This is a genomic window from Aeromonas sp. ASNIH1, assembly GCF_002934285.1.
Classification (GTDB): Bacteria; Pseudomonadota; Gammaproteobacteria; order Enterobacterales; family Aeromonadaceae; genus Aeromonas; species Aeromonas caviae.
The window spans coordinates 3,087,993-3,104,095 of the sequence record NZ_CP026228.1 but is presented as its reverse complement, the minus strand read 5'-3'; the positions used below and the strand labels follow the sequence as shown (position 1 = coordinate 3,104,095).

Here is a 16,103-nt window from a genome sequence, read left to right as displayed (position 1 = left end):
TGGCGACAATCCCAATACTGGAGAAACAGAAATCAGCCGTGTGAGTTCCATCAATGACCAAAGGCGTCGTTTGGTTCAAGATGTGGCGCTTACCAGAATGGATTCGACAACAAAGGATGAGAAGAATGAAGAGAGTCGCCGTTGCAGTGGTGTCCTCCACCCTGATGTTTGGTTGTGCCAAACACGAGCTTGTCTCTGTCGATGGCAAGGACACCAATCGATGGGAAATCGTCAAGGACTGGAACGGGCAGAAGGGCTGGATCGGTGCGTCATATCGCGACGGGGAGTCTGCAGTCTCCTATGAAGCACTCAACGACGACCGAGCGCTGACCTATGTGAGCTTCAATGCCACAAAATGCGAAGGTGAACTTGTCGTGGATCGCCAGCGCTTCATCGCAGAAGCCACCAAGAAACAGAAGGCTGGACACACAGTGTGTTATGTCCAGGTGTTCGGGGTGAATGCGCTCAATATCGCCAACAAAATGGCTGCTGCTGACACCATCAACTTGAACGGCCATGATATGGATGTGCGCGGCTTTGACTCCATCATGAGCAACTACTTCGCCGCTGGTGGCGCCCAAGAGGATGCCATTGGCAGCCAACTCAACAGCATGGCCAATGCTGCCGGACAGGTGGATAGTCAGCCCTCGTCGGTTACCAGGCATGGGAACTGGATGGCCTCTCAGAATGGAAGCTTGTTCATTGCGAGCCTCAAGTCTGTCAGTGCCAATAACGCCTCTATCATGATTGCAGGAGATAGATCCAAGGCGGCGATCACCTTCTTGGAAACTGACCAGCCAGATTATGCTGAATGCAAATCAGGGCTATCGATAGAGAATGAAGACTTTTCACCCAAGGTTGATGTGATGAGCCAGGACGGGAAGCTGGCCTGCTCCTACATCATCGACGGCCAGGATGCGAAGTACATTCTCAGCCTTATCGGGAGCAAAAAGACGATCTACGTCGATGGCGTCGTGTTCGATACAACGGGGTATGATGCACTTAAAGACAAGCTGCCAAACTGATGCGAAGCCCGCCAAATGGCGGGCTTTTTCATGGGCGCTTATCGCTGGTACATCCGCTGATACGCATCAGCTGCCTGCGTGCTCTTGTTCGCATTGCGGTTAAGCACCGGCGCCGACAGCATCTGGTTGATAACAGCCTTCTCCGCAGCGCGGTCACCGCCACTACCAATATGCTGGAGCAAGCCGCCGTAGCCCCCCTTGGTATAAGCCGGTCGCCCGTCAGAGGTGGCAGAGCCACCGCCTGTGCTACCAGGCCGCGGCGGTGCCGTGGTCGCTTGTGGCGGCGGTGCTTCTCCCCCACCCTCCCCCTGTGGGCTGACATCCGGCATAAAGGACTGGAAGTAAGTCACATAGCCGCCGCCGCCATGCTCATTGAGCATCTGCTGGGCGTTCGGGTCGGCAGTGATCATCGCCCCTGCGAACTTCAGTCCAGTCATGGTCTTGGCGCGCTGCTCCGGGCTGATCTTGTCCTCCCCCAGCTGCTCCACCTCGGCCATGCGCTTGTTGATGGCATCGAGGGAGCTCATCAGGTTCTTGGCGTAGTTCTCGCGCCCCCGCGCGTTGGCGCTGGCGTTGGCCGCCTGCAGCTCCACCCCCAGCTTCTGCTGGAACAAGGCAAGGTCATGCTGCCGCTGCTTGTCGTTCTCGGCGCTCTGGGCGGCGAGCCTGGCGTTGGTATCTTCACGGTTGGCGGCAATGCGGGCGTCGGTCTCCTCGCGCCCGGCCTTGAGCTGGGCGGCGATCTGACTGTCGCGGCGGTTGTACTCCTGTTCGGTCAGGGCGGCGCGATCTGCCGCCACCTGCGCCTGCTTGATCTTGTCAAACCCCTGGTTGGCGTTGGCGACGGTGCCGGCGCCCAGCCCCTTGGCGAGTGCGGCGAGTAAGCTCATGCTGCCTCCTGTGGTTGCGGTGCGGGCTGTTGCGTCGCTGGCGCTTGCCCGCCAGCTTCAGCCTCTTCCATCTTGGCGACGATCTGCTGGAGCAGCTGACCGGCTTCAGCCAGGATCTGGTCGTCGATCACATCGGCTTGCTGGTCCATCTGCACGAGGTGCTGAAGGGCGCGAGCCAAGGCGTCGATCTTGCTGTCGGCATCGTCAATCTTGCCGGCTGTCAGCATTTCCCGGCAGCCCTCATAGAGCGCCTTGACGATGTTCTTGGCCGGCACCGAGCGACCCGCGTCACGGGCCTGCTTCAGGATGGTGTAAATCCCGCTGCCAACGGCCTCGGCCACCCCCTGGATCTTGTCCTCGCCAGCGCCGATCCGGCTGGCCACCGCTTCGCCGCCGTCCCCCATCAGGGTTGCCCCCAGCATCTCCATGAGGGCCTTCTGCATCGGGTCATCCCCGGCCTGCTGGCCGGCTTGGGGGGCGCCTTGCCCCCCCTGCATGTTCTGTAACAGTCCCATCAGTTGTAACTCCATGGCGTGGCAGCACGGGTGCCGCCCTTGAATTGGTACTTGGTCGGGTCATAGCGGTAGTTCTCGTCGAGCGTGGACTCCGCTTGCCCCGGCGTGGCGGTCTGGCTGGTCGCCGTGCCGCGAGTGTCGCCGGAACTGCCGCCGCCATTGCTGTCACCGGTCTGGCCGTAGCCGGCTTGGTTCGCCATGTTGTTGAGCAGGCCACCGAACCCGGGGGCACTGCTCGTTGCTGCGGCGCCTGCCGCACTGGTCAGCAAGCCAGCCCCCGGTGCAGCCAGCCCCAGGATCGACATTACCCCGTTCAGGGCGCTATCACCCCATCCACCGTCCCCCACCTCACCGCGCTGGCCGGTCAGGCGGCCGGTATCCAGATCGCCGGTGGCGGCCAATCGCGCCTGCCCTGACAGGTAGTCGGATGGGGCATCCATGGCGTACCCCACCAGGCCTTGGACCGCCGACTTGCCCAAGGCTCCGCCAGCGATGCGACCAAGGATGCCCGCGCCGCGCAGGTTGTTGTAGTCGCTGGCGGCCTGCCCGAGAGAGGCCTTGTCCGTCTCGGAGGCGGTACCGCGATCCAGCTTGCCAACGAGGTTGTTGATCGTGCCGTTGAAATTGTCGGTACCGATGGTCTTGTTGAACTGGTCCTCCGTCATGCCATAGCTGGCAGCCGTGCCGGCCGAGCTGGCTCCGCTGCTGGTCGGCCCGGCCAACTGCTGGCGCTGGGCGTTGATGGTGTCGCCATACCCAGGACGGGCATATGAGGGCACGCTCGTCCCCAGCATGCTGGCGCTGGCACTGGGACGGGAGGCGATAGCCTGGGCCACGCTGCTGACCGACTTCACCCGCTGCGACAGGGTGCCGTCGTTCTTGCCACCGCCCTTACCTGCTTGCTTGCCCTCGTTGTTGGCCCCGATGGAGTTGGCGAACGATCCCTTGTCCATCCCATAACTGGACGCGCCGCCCATCGAGCTGTACCCGGTGCTCTGGCTGCTACTCTGCTTACCCCCCATCTTGTCGTTCTTACTGCTGGAGCTGCTGCTCTTGCTGGACCCCTTGCTGCTGGCCCCGCCGCTATCATTCCGGCCGCCCCCCTTGCCACCGCTGGACGAGCCGCCGCCTCCCCTGCCGGTGTTCCCGCTCATCCCGCCGCCGTTGCCGTTGCGCTCCGGGCCTGCGCCGCTTTCTCGTGACATGACTTACCCCTTTTTCTGCTTGGACATACCGGCGAGCAAGCCGTTGGTCAGCACGCCATCCTGCATCCCGCCCACCTCGCCAGGCGTGACATTGAAGTCGAGCCCGGCACTGGCTGGCATGGCGTACTCGTCTTTGTGCTTCCACTCCGCGTCCCGATCCTCGCGCTGGCGCTTCAGGGTGTCGCGGTTCTCGAGGTACGAGCCACCCGCCACCAGGGCGGAGCCGAGCAAGGTGGCCGCGCCGGGGTTAGCCTGCATCCAGCTTCCGGCGGTCGAGATCCCGCCCAGCACGGAGCTGGCCGCGTCGTCGGCATAGTCCAGCACGCTGGACGCGATACTTCCGAGGTCGAACATGTGGTGCGCTCCTTACGATACCTTGACGCCGGGTAAACTGGTGGTGGGGAACTTCGTCCAGTCCGGGTTAATGGTGTTGATGTTGGAATAGAGCTTCTGGTACATGGTGAGCGTCGAGTTGAGCTCGTTCTTCATGTTGTTCAGCATCGTGGTCTTGTCGGCGGTCTTGATGGTGGAATCTGCCATCAGGGCCGCGTAGCGCTCGTTGTAGCTGCTCATGGCCGTGTCGATAGCGCTCAGGTACATGCCATGGGTGTTGGCCGCCACCTGCTGCGCCAATTGCGACGTCTCCTGCCCGAACTGCTTCTCCAGCACCGTCAGCTGTTGCTGACGTTCCTTCTGCGCCTCTGCGCTGTTCCACTGGTTCTGCTGGTTGTTCAGCGTCATCTGGTTTTTGAGCTGGGCGTCCAACTCCTTCAACCGCTGGGCCCCCTCTGCACTCAGGGTGCCGAGCTGCTGCTGGTAGAGCAGCTGATCTCGTGCTTTCTGCAAGGCGGCATTCTGGGTATTGAGAGCCGCCTGGTTTTTGAAGTCGTTGCCTTGCATGGTCAGTTGCTGGGTTCGATCCAAGGCATTCTGCCCACCCTGCCAGCTCTGCTGCTTATCCAGCATGGACGACTGCTGTTTGCGATCCAGGTCGGCCTGCCCGGCAGTGAACGACTGGGAGTCATCCTGCATGAATCGACTGTTCGCCTGCTGGGCATTCTGCTGGGCGATGGGCAAGGCCGCGTCCACCATGGCACGCTGGGCGGCGTCGATCCCGATAGTGGAGTTACCCAGGCCACGGCTGGCAGCCAGCCCCTGCCCCTTGCTCTGCGCCATGCGCATCAGCAGTCCGCCTTGGTTCAGGGTGGCGCCGAGCTGGTCGTTGACATTGCTGGCGTCAAACGATGGTTTTTTGGCTGTGCCTTGCCGGGCTTGGTCAATGCCCAAGCCTGCCAGATTCTGTACTTCCATTGGGGTTACCTCGGTATCAGGCCGGGCGGCCTTCATTCCAGATGCGGGTCTGTTCCTCGCCGGCAAGGCGGCATGCGGTCTTCAGGGTCTGCACCGACACCATAGCGACGGTGTTGTCGGCCAGGGTCCACTCGGTGGTGTCGGTCATGAGGTCGGCCGCCGCCACGGCGCGAGCCATGCGGTTCTGGGCGTCCTCGTCGCCATCGAAGCGCAGGCCGTCCACCTCCACCACGATCCCGGCGACCGCCGCTATGCGCTGCGCCTTCCACTCCTGATAACCCTGCGCGGCGGCAGCGGTAGCCTTGTCGTCAGCCGTGACCTGCTGAGACCAGTCGATGTTGCTCATTGCGCCTCCGTCTCGTTGTAGGCCGGGAAGGGGATCTCCCCCTCAACTTCGATGTATTCGGCAGAAGGGAACCGGGTTTCATAAGGAGCGTTGGCGCCATGGTAGCAGGCGACGGTGAGATAAATGTCTCCATCGCGGCGCTCCACGTCACCAAAAACGGACGGGTGATCGATGGATCCGTGTGGCAGGGTGCCACCCTCCTGCAAGGGAGAGAGATCTATCACTATGCCGCCCAGGGTGATGACGTCACCAGCAACGGCGCCTGTGATGGGAGCGTCCGCTCGTACCGGCGTGAACCTTAATTTCATCTTTACTCCTTAATACCAGCGACCGATCACAATGGCATAAGCGGTCCCAGAGAACGAGGCAACCGATCCGCCACACTGCAAAACAAACGAGACACTGGATGCGGATATCGATGAAAGAACGGGGAATGGGCGCATCCCTCCAGAAGCGTAAAGCACTTCCAGGGCTGGTCTGATGATGGTGTTTAACGTGATGGGCAGCTGGATGGTCAGTACGTCGGCGGTCTGGAACAAGTTGCCAGCGGTTGCTGTGACGGCGGCACCGCTAATCGTCAGGGCGCAGAGCGTGATCGCCATCCCCCCGGCGAACTTCCAGTAATAGCCGTTGGCGTTACTACCTTCCTCGATGAGCGCTCCGGTGGGCACACCGGAATTCTGAGACACCTCACCGAGCACGCTACCTCTGTGGTAGTCCTCCTCGGTCGCCACCACGTCAGTGAGGCTGTATCCGGTGGCGTTAGGGATCAGCGTGGGGAGGGTGTCATCGAATGCCTGACCGATAGCCACGACTTCAGCCATCGAAGCCGCTGCACGATAGAGCGCGTAATACACCCCCCCGTTGTAAGTCACCTCGACGATCTTGGCGGAGGTGGTGACGGAGGTGCCAGAGCGGCGGAACATCCTGCCCATGTTCTGGTTGTGGGCCGTCACCACACTGAGATCAACGTGATCAGTCTGGTGATTTGCGATAGAAGAGCCACGACTGAACAAGATGCGCCCATTGAATCCCGTCTTACCCAGCAGGGTGCCAACGTACTTCTTTGCCAGCAGGATGAGGCACGACTTCCCATCGGTGTGCGAACCCAGGTGCTTGACCATCCCGAACCGGTAGCCGCCGGAGGCGCTCCAGAAATCGCCAGTCACCCCTCCCCCCGCTCGCGGGAATGCGCCGAGCGTCACAAGGGCGGCGGCCGCGTCGGCATCGTCCAGTAGCGTGCGCGCAAAGGCAGTCAGCGTGGTCAGGGCGGCCGCCCCGGAGTCGGTATAGTAGGCCAGGCGGTCGGCTGACGGTATCAGCGACTCCAACGCCGTGAGCGCCGCCTTCTTCAGTGAGAACCCAGCCCAGCCACCCGAGATAGCGGCAGCAAGGTTGGAGCCGGTGCGCACGAACAGGCGCCGCAAATCGACGTTGCTGGCGTCGTCCGTGGAGGCCAGCGATAGCTGGTCGTGGTAGATCGACACCCCACCCCCACCGATGACGTGGCGCACTTGCAGGTAGTAGGTAGACCCTGCCACCAGGGTGTAAGGGGTGTTGGAGAACTGCGCGCCGGTGCCGAACAGCAGATAGGTATTCGACGGCAGCGTTCCCCACGCGGCAGCCGAGAGGTTGCCATAGGTGGCGATGGGCAGCAGCACGGCTTCACCGATGGCTGCATTCAACTGCCCGAGGCTGACCGCCTCGTCGGTGTTGACTGCATCCCCCACTCGCACCGGGCCATCAAAGCCTTGGCCGCCCGTGTGCGGGGTCGGCAGCTTGCTGAAGCCCTGGGAGATGGCGTCAAATTCCGCCTCCATCGCCAACCCATCGGCAAGATCGCCTGGGTTCATTTCCGATAGGCGTTCGTAATACTCGTTAGCCACGCTTGTACCTCCTGGGGATGTATTCAACCGTCATGCCGGTGATGATGAAATTGGGCTCGGAGTTGGAGCGGCCAGAGAGTGCCAGACTCAGCGCGGTGCCGGTGCCGTCCAGCGGGATCACACGACTGGACGCCTCGGCTTCTGACATCCAGTAGAAGTTGTTCCAACTGGAGTAGTTCCAGATCCCGCTGCCGCTGGCGTCGATATGAACATCCTGCTTCTCCGAGGTGATGCCGGGGCGGTAGTCCAGCGACCATGCCAGCCTCACATCGAGGCGGCCCTGTACCGAGTGCTCGAACTCCACCCCGCGCCACGACTTGCGCACCTGTGGCGATCCGAAATGGGCATAGGCGAGCCGGAGCAGCCAGTTGATGTTGGCCCCGTCAAAGCTGGTTGCGTCCTCATCGAGCTCGAACACGTAGCCCTCGGCGTTGGCCAGGGTGAAGAACTGGCGCTCTGCCAGCTCGTCATAGCGCCACACGTCCAGCACGGGTGAGCCGTAGGAAAACTCGGTCACTTCGATGGCGCCATCGGCATTGATCTTGATAGCCAGATTGCGGCCGGCGCTGGAGTAGAGCCGATACTGGTTGGCGCCAGCCACCTGGGACGAGCCCACCCAGTTGAACTGCTCGATAATGGGCTGGATCTTCTCGCTCGGGTCGAGCAGGTTAAGGCTGAAGTCGCCATACTCCTGCACCCGATCCAGCCGCACCAGCCCGCGCTCAGACAACCCCACCGGGATGAAGGTGGATTGCAGGGTGCCGGCCAGGATGCCGACCGACTCGGAGATCACCTTCTGCTGCCAGTCGGTCGGGGATGTCCCGTACAGGGCGACCGTCCGATTGCGGCAGGTCACGAGCAGCACGCCCCCCGCAGTGGTGGTGATGCCGGTAATCTCGTCCCCCACGGCGAACTGCTCTGCCCCCAGCAGGCCAGACCACGACAGCGGATTGCTGGGGCCGGAATGGATGTAGAAGCCGCCCTTGTAGGCCAAGAACAGGTGATCCGCGTGCGCCTCAACGAGGCTCGGCTTGTCGTCGGCATCGTCACCGTTGGCGATCAGTGGCACCATGCGCCCGTCTTCCCGCAACTCGATAGCCCGCTGCACGCCGGAAGCCAGATAGGCGCGGCGCATCGACGGATCGCCGAAGAAGTTGAACACACAGGCGTCGTATTTTCCCTCGGCCTTGAGCATCATGTCCGATACCGCCTGCACTTCGGCGTAGGCCGTCAGCTTGTACAGGGTGATCGACGTGTTGCTCGGCACGGTCTTGCCGTGGGGGTTGCTCAGGATCAGGGTGTGGATGGTGCCCGTCTTGAGCAGGTAGCTGATCACCTTGAACCAGGTTGTGCCAACCAGCGCATACCATCCCGCCGCATCCGCTGCCGCGATGGTGCCACCACCAAGTTGGTTGGTGGCCGTGTCCGCCGTTGGAGTGGCCCCGCTGGTCAGCGCCCCGGATAGCGTCATGGCGTAGGTGGCCAGCGGCGTGCTGCGCAGCGTGTCACCAAACACTACCGTCTGACCATTCGGCACGGTGCAGGCGCCCACGTCCCCCGCCGCCGCTAACTGGGCGACCACATCCACGGTCGTGCCGCTGGAGTGCTTGATCAACGCCATGTCGCCGTCATCGAGCCCGTAGCCGTCGCGGATCAGGAACTGCTTGCCCATGGCTCCCACCGCCACCCAGCCGGCGTCGGTGGCTTTGAACAGGGCCGCCTCGCTCACGCTCTGGTCACGGATGGCGAAAACCGAATCACTCAGGGCCACCACGCAGCGCACCGGTCCGATCCCGGGCACCGCTCCGATAAAGGTACGGCGCCAGTCTGCGGCCCTGGCTGCGGCAAGAATGGCGTCATCCATCTGGCGCGCCGCACGTGACGTGGCGTGTGTCAGGGTGAACACCTGACCGCCGACAGTGAAGGTGTCGCCAATGGCCAGGGAGGGAGCTACCAGCGCACCGATAAAGGCATCCCCGCCGCTGGTGTGCAGCAGGACGCCGGATCCGCCATACCATGTGACCGCTGGGAACCCGGTCGCCGCCGGGAAGGCCTGCGAGCCGTCCGTGCGGAACAGGTAATAGCCCTTGGTCTGGGACGGTCTGGGGTGGCCGTCGAAGCGGTCATACCCCACGGCGCGGCGATAGCCCTGGGTCGGCGCCGGCTCGACGTTGATCGCCGAAATGGCAAATCCCGGGTTGCGAACGATAGGCGGGGTGGCAAAGTCCAGCCCACCCCCGAGCGGCACCGTGGCGAACTTGCGTTCTGGTAGTCTCACAGGCTCCCCCACCCGCCAAAGCTCAGGCTCTGGGATATGTACTTCTTGCAGAGAAGGGTGTGCCACGTCGCGAACTCATCCTCGCCGCGCAGGATAAGCTCCTCGGCCAGCTCGGAGATCGACATTTTGCGCAGGGCGTTCCAGACGATAACGACGTGATATGCCTCGTCAATGAACGGGGTGTCGGCGTCGTCGGTCAGCACCTGCAAAGCGGTCGGGGTGTCGCCAGTCAGCCAGTCCCAGTCAGAGCGACCGGTCTGAAGCTTGACCCACGACTCCCTGATCGCATCGACGTAGCGCTGGTTGCGGCCAGTTTGCCCCGTGACAGTCTCGGGGCCGCTGCCGAGATCCTGGCATTCGGCCCGCAGCCGTTGGCACAGCTCCAGAAAGGTCATGATTACATCACTACGGAGATCGGGTAGGACGGCACGGTGCGCGGCACCAGAGAGCCGTCTTCGGTCTGCTCGTAGCGGGTTTCGTTCGCCTGGGAGATCACCTGATAGACGGAGTGCGGAACCTCGGCCACGACCTCGCGCTTGATGATATAGGCCACGCCGTTGACGGAGGCGTACACGTCGTCATTGCCACGGGACAGGGGATCGCGTGAGATCCTGATCTTCACCTTGTCCTGCTTGTCCAGCTCGCGCTTCTCAGTGCTGGATTGGCCAGTGATGGCGGCTTGGCTGGCAGCATCACCCGCTTGGCGATCAATGCCCTGGGCTTGCTCCTGCTCAAGGATCGCGGCAACCAGCTTCTCGCGGGATGTGTTGGCTGCCTTCTCTACCCCGAAGGTTTCCAGCAGGTGCTTGCGCAGGGTGGTCGCGTCAGAGTTGTTCAGGTCGATCAGTTCCATGGTCTTGCTCCAGATAGAAAAAGGAGGCCCGCCAAGCGGCGGGCCAGGGTTGCGCCATTACAGCGCGGTGACAGCGACCTCGATCCTGGTCATCCACAGCTCGTTGAGGCGAACCGCCGCGAACCAGGACTTCCACGAGGCGCTGCCACGTTGCCCCAAGGGGTCGCCGCCACGCGGCGTGTTGGGGTTGAGGATCATCGGCACGATGGAACCCGGGCCGCCGTTGCCCTTCAGCGGGACGATGCCGAAGGCGTTCTGCGCCAGCACCACCATGGGGTACACGTCAGCATTGGTGCCGGAGGTGGATACCATGGTGCCCTTGGCGCCACCGGCATCCGGCAGGGACTTCAGCACCGGGGACAACACGAAGCGGAAGTCTTCGACGGAGCCGATTTCCTCCGGGCACAGCGGCTGACGGGTGCCGTACTCAGCAACGGACTTGAAGCCGGTCAGGCCACGAATGTCAGCTTCGCAGTCGGTGTGCGCGACCACCACGAAGGCGGCCTCCACCGGCTTGGTGGACACGTTGACGGACGGTGCCAGGATCTTGGTGATCTTCTTGGCGCGCTGGGCCTTCAGGGAGCGCGAGGCCAGGCGCAGTTTCGCCAGGGCGATCGGGGTGTTGACCGCGTTGCGGGCGGCGCCGTTGGCGTAGATCACCGAGGTGCCACCGGAGACAACGCCCCAGGTCAGGATCTCGAAGGTCTCGCCGGCCTGCTCACCCAGCAGCATCTGCATATCTTGCAGCACCGGGTCTTCGTGGGTGTCTGCGATGACGTCGGTCAGCTCGGAGAAGTCGCCATACTGCGCCATGGTGACAGTCACGTCCTGATAGGCCATCTTCTTGCCAGCAGGGGTGACGCCTTCAGTCAGCGGGGTGGTGGCCGCCGCGAACGGCACGGGGCGACGGAACTTCACAGTCTGGCCCTTGTTCTTCGGCTGCGGCTTGGGGTCGCCAAACTTTTGCAGCACGAGGATGGGTTCGGCGTGCTCGAGCATCTTCACTTCGGCGATGATGCCCACGCGGGGGGACACGTCCCCGTATGCGGTGCCGGTATAAGCCATGGTTTATTTCTCCTGAATCAGTATTTGCGTTGGGTCAGCCGCTGGTCAGCTTCACGCACTGCCCGGTCAAACAGGGATGACTCGTCGCTCGTATCGACAGTGGCGCGACCCTGAGAGGTGGGCAGTGGTGCCATGTCCCCCAGCTTGCGCTGGCGGGCTTGTTGGCGCTGAGCCTCGGCTTGGCGTTGGGCTTGAAGCTGGGTTGCCTTGTAGAGCGTCAGCGCTACATCGGCGTCAGCCGCGTAGTCCGAGTTGGCGATGCGCTGCACGGAGGCGGGCTGTTGTGCGACCCAGGCCTGGAAAGCGGGATCCTGCACAATCTGGATCGCGTCGGGGTGCCGACGAGTCAGCTCGTCAGTCTCGATGGCGATCAGCTCCTGCTGGCGCGCCAGCTCGGCCTGTTGGCGCAGTTCGGCAACGGGCTTCGTTGCTTGCGAAATCTCCCCGCGCAGTTCTGTAGCGATGCCATTCATGTGATCGGCCAAGTCGGGATAGTCCTCCCGCATGGCAGCAATCCTCTCCTCCAGGGCGGTCAGCTTGGCGGCGGCCTCACCGTCACCCGCTCCATCGGCCTGTTGGGCGGCCATTCGCTCCTCAAACTGGCGTTGAGTCTCCGCAAGCTGCCGCTGGGAGGCGGCATACCGGCCGTTGGCAGAGCGGGCGGATTGCTCCTGCTTGTCACGGTCGGCAATCAGCGACTGGAGATAGGCTTTCTGCTCGGGTGAGGCGTTGGAAAACAGCGCTTCATGGTCGGCGGCTGCCTGCTGAGCAGGGGCGGCCCCTTGTTGCGGCTGTTGCTCGTCGCCGTTGCCGGCGGCTTGCTGATCCTCGTCTTCCTCTTGCTGCTGCTGGTTCTCGTCGCTGCTCGACTCACCACGCAAACGCGCATCGGCGGCATTGGACGCTTGTGCGAACACATCCAGTTCGGGGCTGTTATCAGCGCCTTGCTGATTGGCATCCAGTGCGGCTTGGTCGTTCAGGGGGTCCATAAGGTTTGCTCCAATGAAAAAGCCCGCACGAGGCGGGCCGGTTATCTCCAGCGGGCTGGCATCAGTCGGCTGGGGTGAATTCTTCGATCAGCGTGTCAAGCAGGCGGATCTGGCTGCGGATGGCGGCGGTCTGTTTCTCGTCCATGTCCTGTTCGAGATCCTTGGCGTGCTGGTCACGCAGGGAGCGCAGGTGCTCGATGACCCGCAGGGAGTCATGGCTGCGACTAAGCCCCACCACAGAATGCCTCCTCGACGATGGCGCCCACGGGGTAGCCAGCGCCAGACAGGGAGTGGGCCAGGGTCATGGCCTCGCCAATCCGCTGCCGCCGCAGTCGGGTGCGGCTGTAGGTGGCGTGCGGGTTGAAGGCGACCCCGAAGCGGGCTGCAATGTACTGCTTGACGATCACGGCGGCGAGAGAGTGCTTCACAGTACCTCCTCGGCACGGAGAGCGCGGGAAGCGGCCACCACACGGGCAGTCAGGGCCTTCAGATAGGCGTCCATGGCGTCAAGCTGGCGCTTCAGGCGCATCTTCTCGGGCGCCGGGAAGTCCTTGCAGATACCACCATAGAGCGCGGCGTCCAGAGCCTCGACGCGAGCGCCCAGCTCCTTGTGCTCCAGCAGCATGCGCTGGTGCCACTCCGGCAGGTGCTGGTTTTCGACCTCGGTATAACCCTCGTCGAACACCGCCTTGGGGGACCAACTGATGTGCTCGGCCTCAGTGTCTTGGTTGTAGACGACAAGATACCCTTCGTCGGCCGGGTTCTCGTTGGCGGGCAGCTCCCAGTTTCTCAGGGCGTTGTAGTCGCCGCGAGTCATAGGGATGGCATGCACCCGCTTATGGCACTGATACAGTTTGCGCTCGGTCATTGTGCGGCCTCGTGCAGTGCTTGCTTGAGGAGGTAACCTCCCAGCGCCAAGATCTTGTTGACGGCGTTCTCGCGGGCGATCTTGCGGCCCAGTTCAGGGTCGAAGTTCTCCGGGCTGGCGCAGGCGTTTTCGCCGGTCACGGTGAAGCCGTTCTTCAGCACCAGGACGCAGAAGGTAAGCAGCCCAAGGGAGGCAGGCACGGGCGCAGCGACAACGTGATCCAGCATCTGGCGCGCCTCGATGCAGCTCAGTAGGTTGGTGCCGGTGCGCCCGTCCTGGCCGGGAATGCCGTCAGGGTAAACGCTGGCCGGTACGGGCCAAGTCAGGAAGCGATCCACCGTACTGTCACTCACCACACCAGCCACGCCTTGGGCGGCCGTGAAGTAGTGCTCGCTGGCGATCACATCGTTGATGCGCTGCGGGGTTACGCGCGGAGCGGTCAGGCCCTTTGCTTGGATCTCTTGCTCGATCTGGTCGTCGCTCATGGCAGTTCCAATAAAAAACCCGGCACATGGCCGGGCTAAATTCGGTGGGTGCCAGAAACGCAAAACCCCGCACGAAGCGGGGCAAATGAGACTCTGGCAGTCTTGGGTCTATTTTGTGCCAGTCGCTGAAAAAGTCAACTGGCGCATCACTCTAGCCCGTAGTTGCCGGTCGGCGGCATGAACTGCTTCATCTTTACCTCGGCCATGAATTTCTGAGTGTCGTGGGCCTGCTGCTTGTCCAGCTTCTCCAGCTCGGCCAGCAGGCGCTCCTCGCTCATTTGCTTGTTCTGGGCCAGCTTCATCAGCTCGATGCGCTCGCGGCGCTGGCTGTCCTCATGCTGTAGCTGCAGGGTCTGGACTTTGATCTGAGCATTGGCGGCCAGCTCCATCTGCTTGAGTTGGGCCTGTAGCTGCGCCAGCTCGATGGTCTGCTGGGACTTGGCGGCCAGCATGATTTTCTCGTGCTCCATCTTGACCGTGGCGATCTCCTTCTCCAGTTGCAGGCGCATAATGGCCGGATCCTGGGGTTGGCCCTCCTGCTGTTTCTGAAGGTCGGCCTCGTAGGCTTCCTTGGTCTTCAGCACCTTGGCGCAGTCGATGTGCATGGACTGGAACAGGGTGCTCATGGCTTCGTAGTCGTTGAACATGGCAGCGAACTTGGGGTTCTGGCTGTACTTGTCGATGATCTGGGTCAGCTGGGCGGTCTGGATCTCCTTGACCAGCAGGGCGCTGGTGCCGCGAGCCTCAACCTCGTAATCCCCCTTGATGTCATCGTCCTTGTTGAACTGCATGTTCCACGCATAGAAGCGGCGGATCATCGGCTTAGTGATGTTGTCGTCGTACTCCTTCACCTGCTGCCGGCGCACGGCGTTGGCCGCGTTCATCAGCATCGACATGCCGCCCAGGGTCGGGGTGACTTGCCCCTGTTCGCCCTGGCCGATCATCGGCATCCCCGATTCTCGATCGAGCAGGCTCATGGCCAGTTGCAGGATGTTGGCCATGTCGCTCTGGCGGCTCTCGAAGTGGAACACCCCGAAGGCTTTCTGCACCTCGGCCCACTGGGTCGCCCCGTCCATTTCCCACACCTTGAACGGCTTGGCTTCCCAGTTGCCGTCTACCGGCTGGATCAGCCTCTTGTTGACCACCACCTGCGGCCCCACGGTCTTGGCCGCGTTGTCCAGCATGGCCCGCCACGCGGAGTTGATGATCTTCTGGGGGTGGCGCATCAGGTAGGGCATGGAGAGGCCGAAGATGCTCCCCTCCTCCGGCTCGCAGACGTATACGGAGTAGGGCCACTCCAGGGTATCCAGCGGGTTCATCGTGACCTTGAGCACAATGTCGCCCGAGAAGATCACCACGCCGTCGCACTCGCGACCGAGCAGGGAGGCCAGCTCCTCATCGCTCATCCCCTCGGTGGGGACGAGGCCCACCTCAACCAGCAGCCCCATGGGCACCGGGCCATGGTAGGTCCACACCTCATAGCGCTGGTCCTGGCTGGTCGGGTTCAAGCCGCACAGTGCGCGGATCTGATCCACATACTGGTTGTACTGGGTGCGTGAAGCGGACGGGGCAGACGCCAGCAGTTTATCCACCTGCTCAGGGATGAAACCGTAATTCGCCAGCCGCTTCAGCTTGTTGACGTCCTTCTTTGTCATGTACTCGCGTTCGTAGCAGAACGCAGCTTCGGAGAAGCGGATCGCGCTCATGTCGGGCACGAAGTCCCACGGGTAGACGCATCGGGCCGCGGGGCGGGTATCCTCCACGATCTCACACACCCACTGGCCATCCTGGCCTTTGCTCCATGAGGTTGTGATTTGGTTCTGCACCACCGGCCCCTTGAGTACCCCAGTACCCAGCTTGGCGGCATAGTGCAGCATCCGGCGGGATTCGCCGTTGTAGTCGCACGACACGAGCTGGTCCTCGATGGTCTTCTCCATCGCCTTGGCCCGCTCCTGGGCAACGGCCAGGACCTCCATGGCCTGTTGCGCCTCACTGGTTGGCTGTTCCCCCTGCCCAGCGGTTGCCGCCATGACCTGCTTGGCAACGATGGTCAGCTTGGGATTCGGCGTCGGGGTGATGCCGTAGTTCTTGTCGTCCACCGGGAAAAGCATGTCACCCATTTGCGCGGCCCAGGCGTCGGTCTTCTCCCGGGTGATGTTGACGAACGCGGTGGATTTCTTGGCGTCCTCCAGCTCCTTGATGAAGTCAGGGGCATACATCCCCCGGTACTGCATCTCGTCCTCCAGCCAGCGCTGCTCTACAAGGCTGCGCTGGCGCAGCTGCTCGTCCAAATCCTTCCATCGCTCAGCGCCGAACAGGGTGAGCGGGGACAGCTGCGCCACCGCGTCGGCGTCGAGCGTGATTTCAGTTGGGTTCTGCTGGTTCAT

The 16,103-nt window shown here is 62.5% G+C and carries 19 protein-coding genes; 1 reads left to right on the top strand and 18 read right to left on the bottom strand.

Translation table 11 applies throughout. The features are described from left to right. Window positions 1–125: 125 nt before the first annotated feature. On the top strand, window positions 126–1,025 hold the full coding sequence (locus C2U37_RS15335; RefSeq protein WP_104452612.1) for a hypothetical protein: 900 nt from the start codon (window positions 126–128) through the stop codon (window positions 1,023–1,025). A gap of 38 nt (window positions 1,026–1,063) precedes the next feature. On the opposite strand, the gene C2U37_RS15330 is transcribed toward C2U37_RS15335, so the two are convergent. The 18 genes from C2U37_RS15330 to C2U37_RS15250 form a co-directional block, all read right to left on the bottom strand. Then, window positions 1,064–1,915: a hypothetical protein gene (locus C2U37_RS15330; protein ID WP_104452611.1), complete on the bottom strand. Its 852-nt coding sequence runs from the start codon at window positions 1,913–1,915 to the stop codon at window positions 1,064–1,066. Beyond that, window positions 1,912–2,430 (bottom strand): hypothetical protein, encoded by a 519-nt coding sequence (locus C2U37_RS15325; protein ID WP_104452610.1) that lies wholly within the window; start codon window positions 2,428–2,430, stop codon window positions 1,912–1,914. Before C2U37_RS15325 ends, C2U37_RS15330 begins: the two co-directional genes overlap by 4 nt. Then, a complete protein-coding gene (locus tag C2U37_RS15320) occupies window positions 2,430–3,635 on the bottom strand; it encodes a hypothetical protein (RefSeq protein ID WP_104452609.1) in 1,206 nt (401 codons plus the stop codon). Before C2U37_RS15320 ends, C2U37_RS15325 begins: the two co-directional genes overlap by 1 nt. Window positions 3,636–3,638: 3 nt before the next feature. Further along, window positions 3,639–3,989: a hypothetical protein gene (locus C2U37_RS15315; RefSeq protein ID WP_104452608.1), complete on the bottom strand. Its 351-nt coding sequence runs from the start codon at window positions 3,987–3,989 to the stop codon at window positions 3,639–3,641. Between the two features lie 12 nt (window positions 3,990–4,001). Further along, window positions 4,002–4,946 (bottom strand): hypothetical protein, encoded by a 945-nt coding sequence (locus C2U37_RS15310; RefSeq protein WP_104452607.1) that lies wholly within the window; start codon window positions 4,944–4,946, stop codon window positions 4,002–4,004. Between the two features lie 16 nt (window positions 4,947–4,962). After that, entirely contained in the window at window positions 4,963–5,292 is a 330-nt protein-coding gene (locus tag C2U37_RS15305; RefSeq protein ID WP_104452606.1) for a DUF4376 domain-containing protein, read from the bottom strand. Next, window positions 5,289–5,600, bottom strand: a complete 312-nt coding sequence (locus C2U37_RS15300) for a hypothetical protein (protein ID WP_104452605.1) — start codon at window positions 5,598–5,600, stop codon at window positions 5,289–5,291. The genes C2U37_RS15305 and C2U37_RS15300 overlap by 4 nt, the downstream gene beginning before the upstream one ends. Before the next feature lie 9 nt (window positions 5,601–5,609). Then, entirely contained in the window at window positions 5,610–7,178 is a 1,569-nt protein-coding gene (locus tag C2U37_RS15295) for a hypothetical protein (RefSeq protein WP_104452604.1), read from the bottom strand. Further along, window positions 7,171–9,456, bottom strand: coding sequence for a hypothetical protein (locus C2U37_RS15290; protein ID WP_158656266.1), 2,286 nt, complete (start codon window positions 9,454–9,456; stop codon window positions 7,171–7,173). Before C2U37_RS15290 ends, C2U37_RS15295 begins: the two co-directional genes overlap by 8 nt. After that, window positions 9,453–9,851, bottom strand: a complete 399-nt coding sequence (locus C2U37_RS15285; RefSeq protein ID WP_104452602.1) for a hypothetical protein — start codon at window positions 9,849–9,851, stop codon at window positions 9,453–9,455. The genes C2U37_RS15290 and C2U37_RS15285 overlap by 4 nt, the downstream gene beginning before the upstream one ends. Before the next feature lie 2 nt (window positions 9,852–9,853). Further along, window positions 9,854–10,309: a hypothetical protein gene (locus C2U37_RS15280; protein WP_104452601.1), complete on the bottom strand. Its 456-nt coding sequence runs from the start codon at window positions 10,307–10,309 to the stop codon at window positions 9,854–9,856. A gap of 57 nt (window positions 10,310–10,366) precedes the next feature. Next, a complete protein-coding gene (locus C2U37_RS15275; RefSeq protein WP_233768403.1) occupies window positions 10,367–11,344 on the bottom strand; it encodes a N4-gp56 family major capsid protein in 978 nt (325 codons plus the stop codon). A gap of 47 nt (window positions 11,345–11,391) precedes the next feature. Continuing rightward, on the bottom strand, window positions 11,392–12,291 hold the full coding sequence (locus tag C2U37_RS15270) for a hypothetical protein (protein WP_158656265.1): 900 nt from the start codon (window positions 12,289–12,291) through the stop codon (window positions 11,392–11,394). Between the two features lie 133 nt (window positions 12,292–12,424). Then, the gene (locus tag C2U37_RS24680) at window positions 12,425–12,601 is read right to left on the bottom strand and encodes a hypothetical protein (RefSeq protein ID WP_158656264.1); all 177 of its coding nucleotides are present in this window, start codon (window positions 12,599–12,601) and stop codon (window positions 12,425–12,427) included. After that, the gene (locus tag C2U37_RS15265; protein WP_104452598.1) at window positions 12,588–12,791 is read right to left on the bottom strand and encodes a hypothetical protein; all 204 of its coding nucleotides are present in this window, start codon (window positions 12,789–12,791) and stop codon (window positions 12,588–12,590) included. Before C2U37_RS15265 ends, C2U37_RS24680 begins: the two co-directional genes overlap by 14 nt. Then, window positions 12,788–13,231: a crAss001_48 related protein gene (locus C2U37_RS24900; RefSeq protein WP_199770458.1), complete on the bottom strand. Its 444-nt coding sequence runs from the start codon at window positions 13,229–13,231 to the stop codon at window positions 12,788–12,790. The genes C2U37_RS15265 and C2U37_RS24900 overlap by 4 nt, the downstream gene beginning before the upstream one ends. Then, a complete protein-coding gene (locus tag C2U37_RS15255) occupies window positions 13,228–13,716 on the bottom strand; it encodes a Gp49 family protein (protein ID WP_104452597.1) in 489 nt (162 codons plus the stop codon). The genes C2U37_RS24900 and C2U37_RS15255 overlap by 4 nt, the downstream gene beginning before the upstream one ends. A gap of 146 nt (window positions 13,717–13,862) precedes the next feature. Beyond that, the gene (locus C2U37_RS15250) at window positions 13,863–16,103 is read right to left on the bottom strand and encodes a portal protein (protein ID WP_104452596.1); all 2,241 of its coding nucleotides are present in this window, start codon (window positions 16,101–16,103) and stop codon (window positions 13,863–13,865) included.

What these genes read in the sequence shown, in the direction of transcription:
- C2U37_RS15335 (WP_104452612.1), top strand. Translation starts at nt 126, where the DNA reads ATGAAGAGAGTCGCCGTTGCAGTGGTGTCCTCCACCCTGATGTTTGGT.
- C2U37_RS15330 (WP_104452611.1), bottom strand. Translation starts at nt 1,915, where the DNA reads ATGAGCTTACTCGCCGCACTCGCCAAGGGGCTGGGCGCCGGCACCGTC.
- C2U37_RS15325 (WP_104452610.1), bottom strand. Translation starts at nt 2,430, where the DNA reads ATGGGACTGTTACAGAACATGCAGGGGGGGCAAGGCGCCCCCCAAGCC.
- C2U37_RS15320 (WP_104452609.1), bottom strand. Translation starts at nt 3,635, where the DNA reads ATGTCACGAGAAAGCGGCGCAGGCCCGGAGCGCAACGGCAACGGCGGC.
- C2U37_RS15315 (WP_104452608.1), bottom strand. Translation starts at nt 3,989, where the DNA reads ATGTTCGACCTCGGAAGTATCGCGTCCAGCGTGCTGGACTATGCCGAC.
- C2U37_RS15310 (WP_104452607.1), bottom strand. Translation starts at nt 4,946, where the DNA reads ATGGAAGTACAGAATCTGGCAGGCTTGGGCATTGACCAAGCCCGGCAA.
- C2U37_RS15305 (WP_104452606.1), bottom strand. Translation starts at nt 5,292, where the DNA reads ATGAGCAACATCGACTGGTCTCAGCAGGTCACGGCTGACGACAAGGCT.
- C2U37_RS15300 (WP_104452605.1), bottom strand. Translation starts at nt 5,600, where the DNA reads ATGAAATTAAGGTTCACGCCGGTACGAGCGGACGCTCCCATCACAGGC.
- C2U37_RS15285 (WP_104452602.1), bottom strand. Translation starts at nt 9,851, where the DNA reads ATGACCTTTCTGGAGCTGTGCCAACGGCTGCGGGCCGAATGCCAGGAT.
- C2U37_RS15280 (WP_104452601.1), bottom strand. Translation starts at nt 10,309, where the DNA reads ATGGAACTGATCGACCTGAACAACTCTGACGCGACCACCCTGCGCAAG.
- C2U37_RS24900 (WP_199770458.1), bottom strand. Translation starts at nt 13,231, where the DNA reads ATGACCGAGCGCAAACTGTATCAGTGCCATAAGCGGGTGCATGCCATC.
- C2U37_RS15255 (WP_104452597.1), bottom strand. Translation starts at nt 13,716, where the DNA reads ATGAGCGACGACCAGATCGAGCAAGAGATCCAAGCAAAGGGCCTGACC.
- C2U37_RS15250 (WP_104452596.1), bottom strand. Translation starts at nt 16,103, where the DNA reads ATGAACCAGCAGAACCCAACTGAAATCACGCTCGACGCCGACGCGGTG.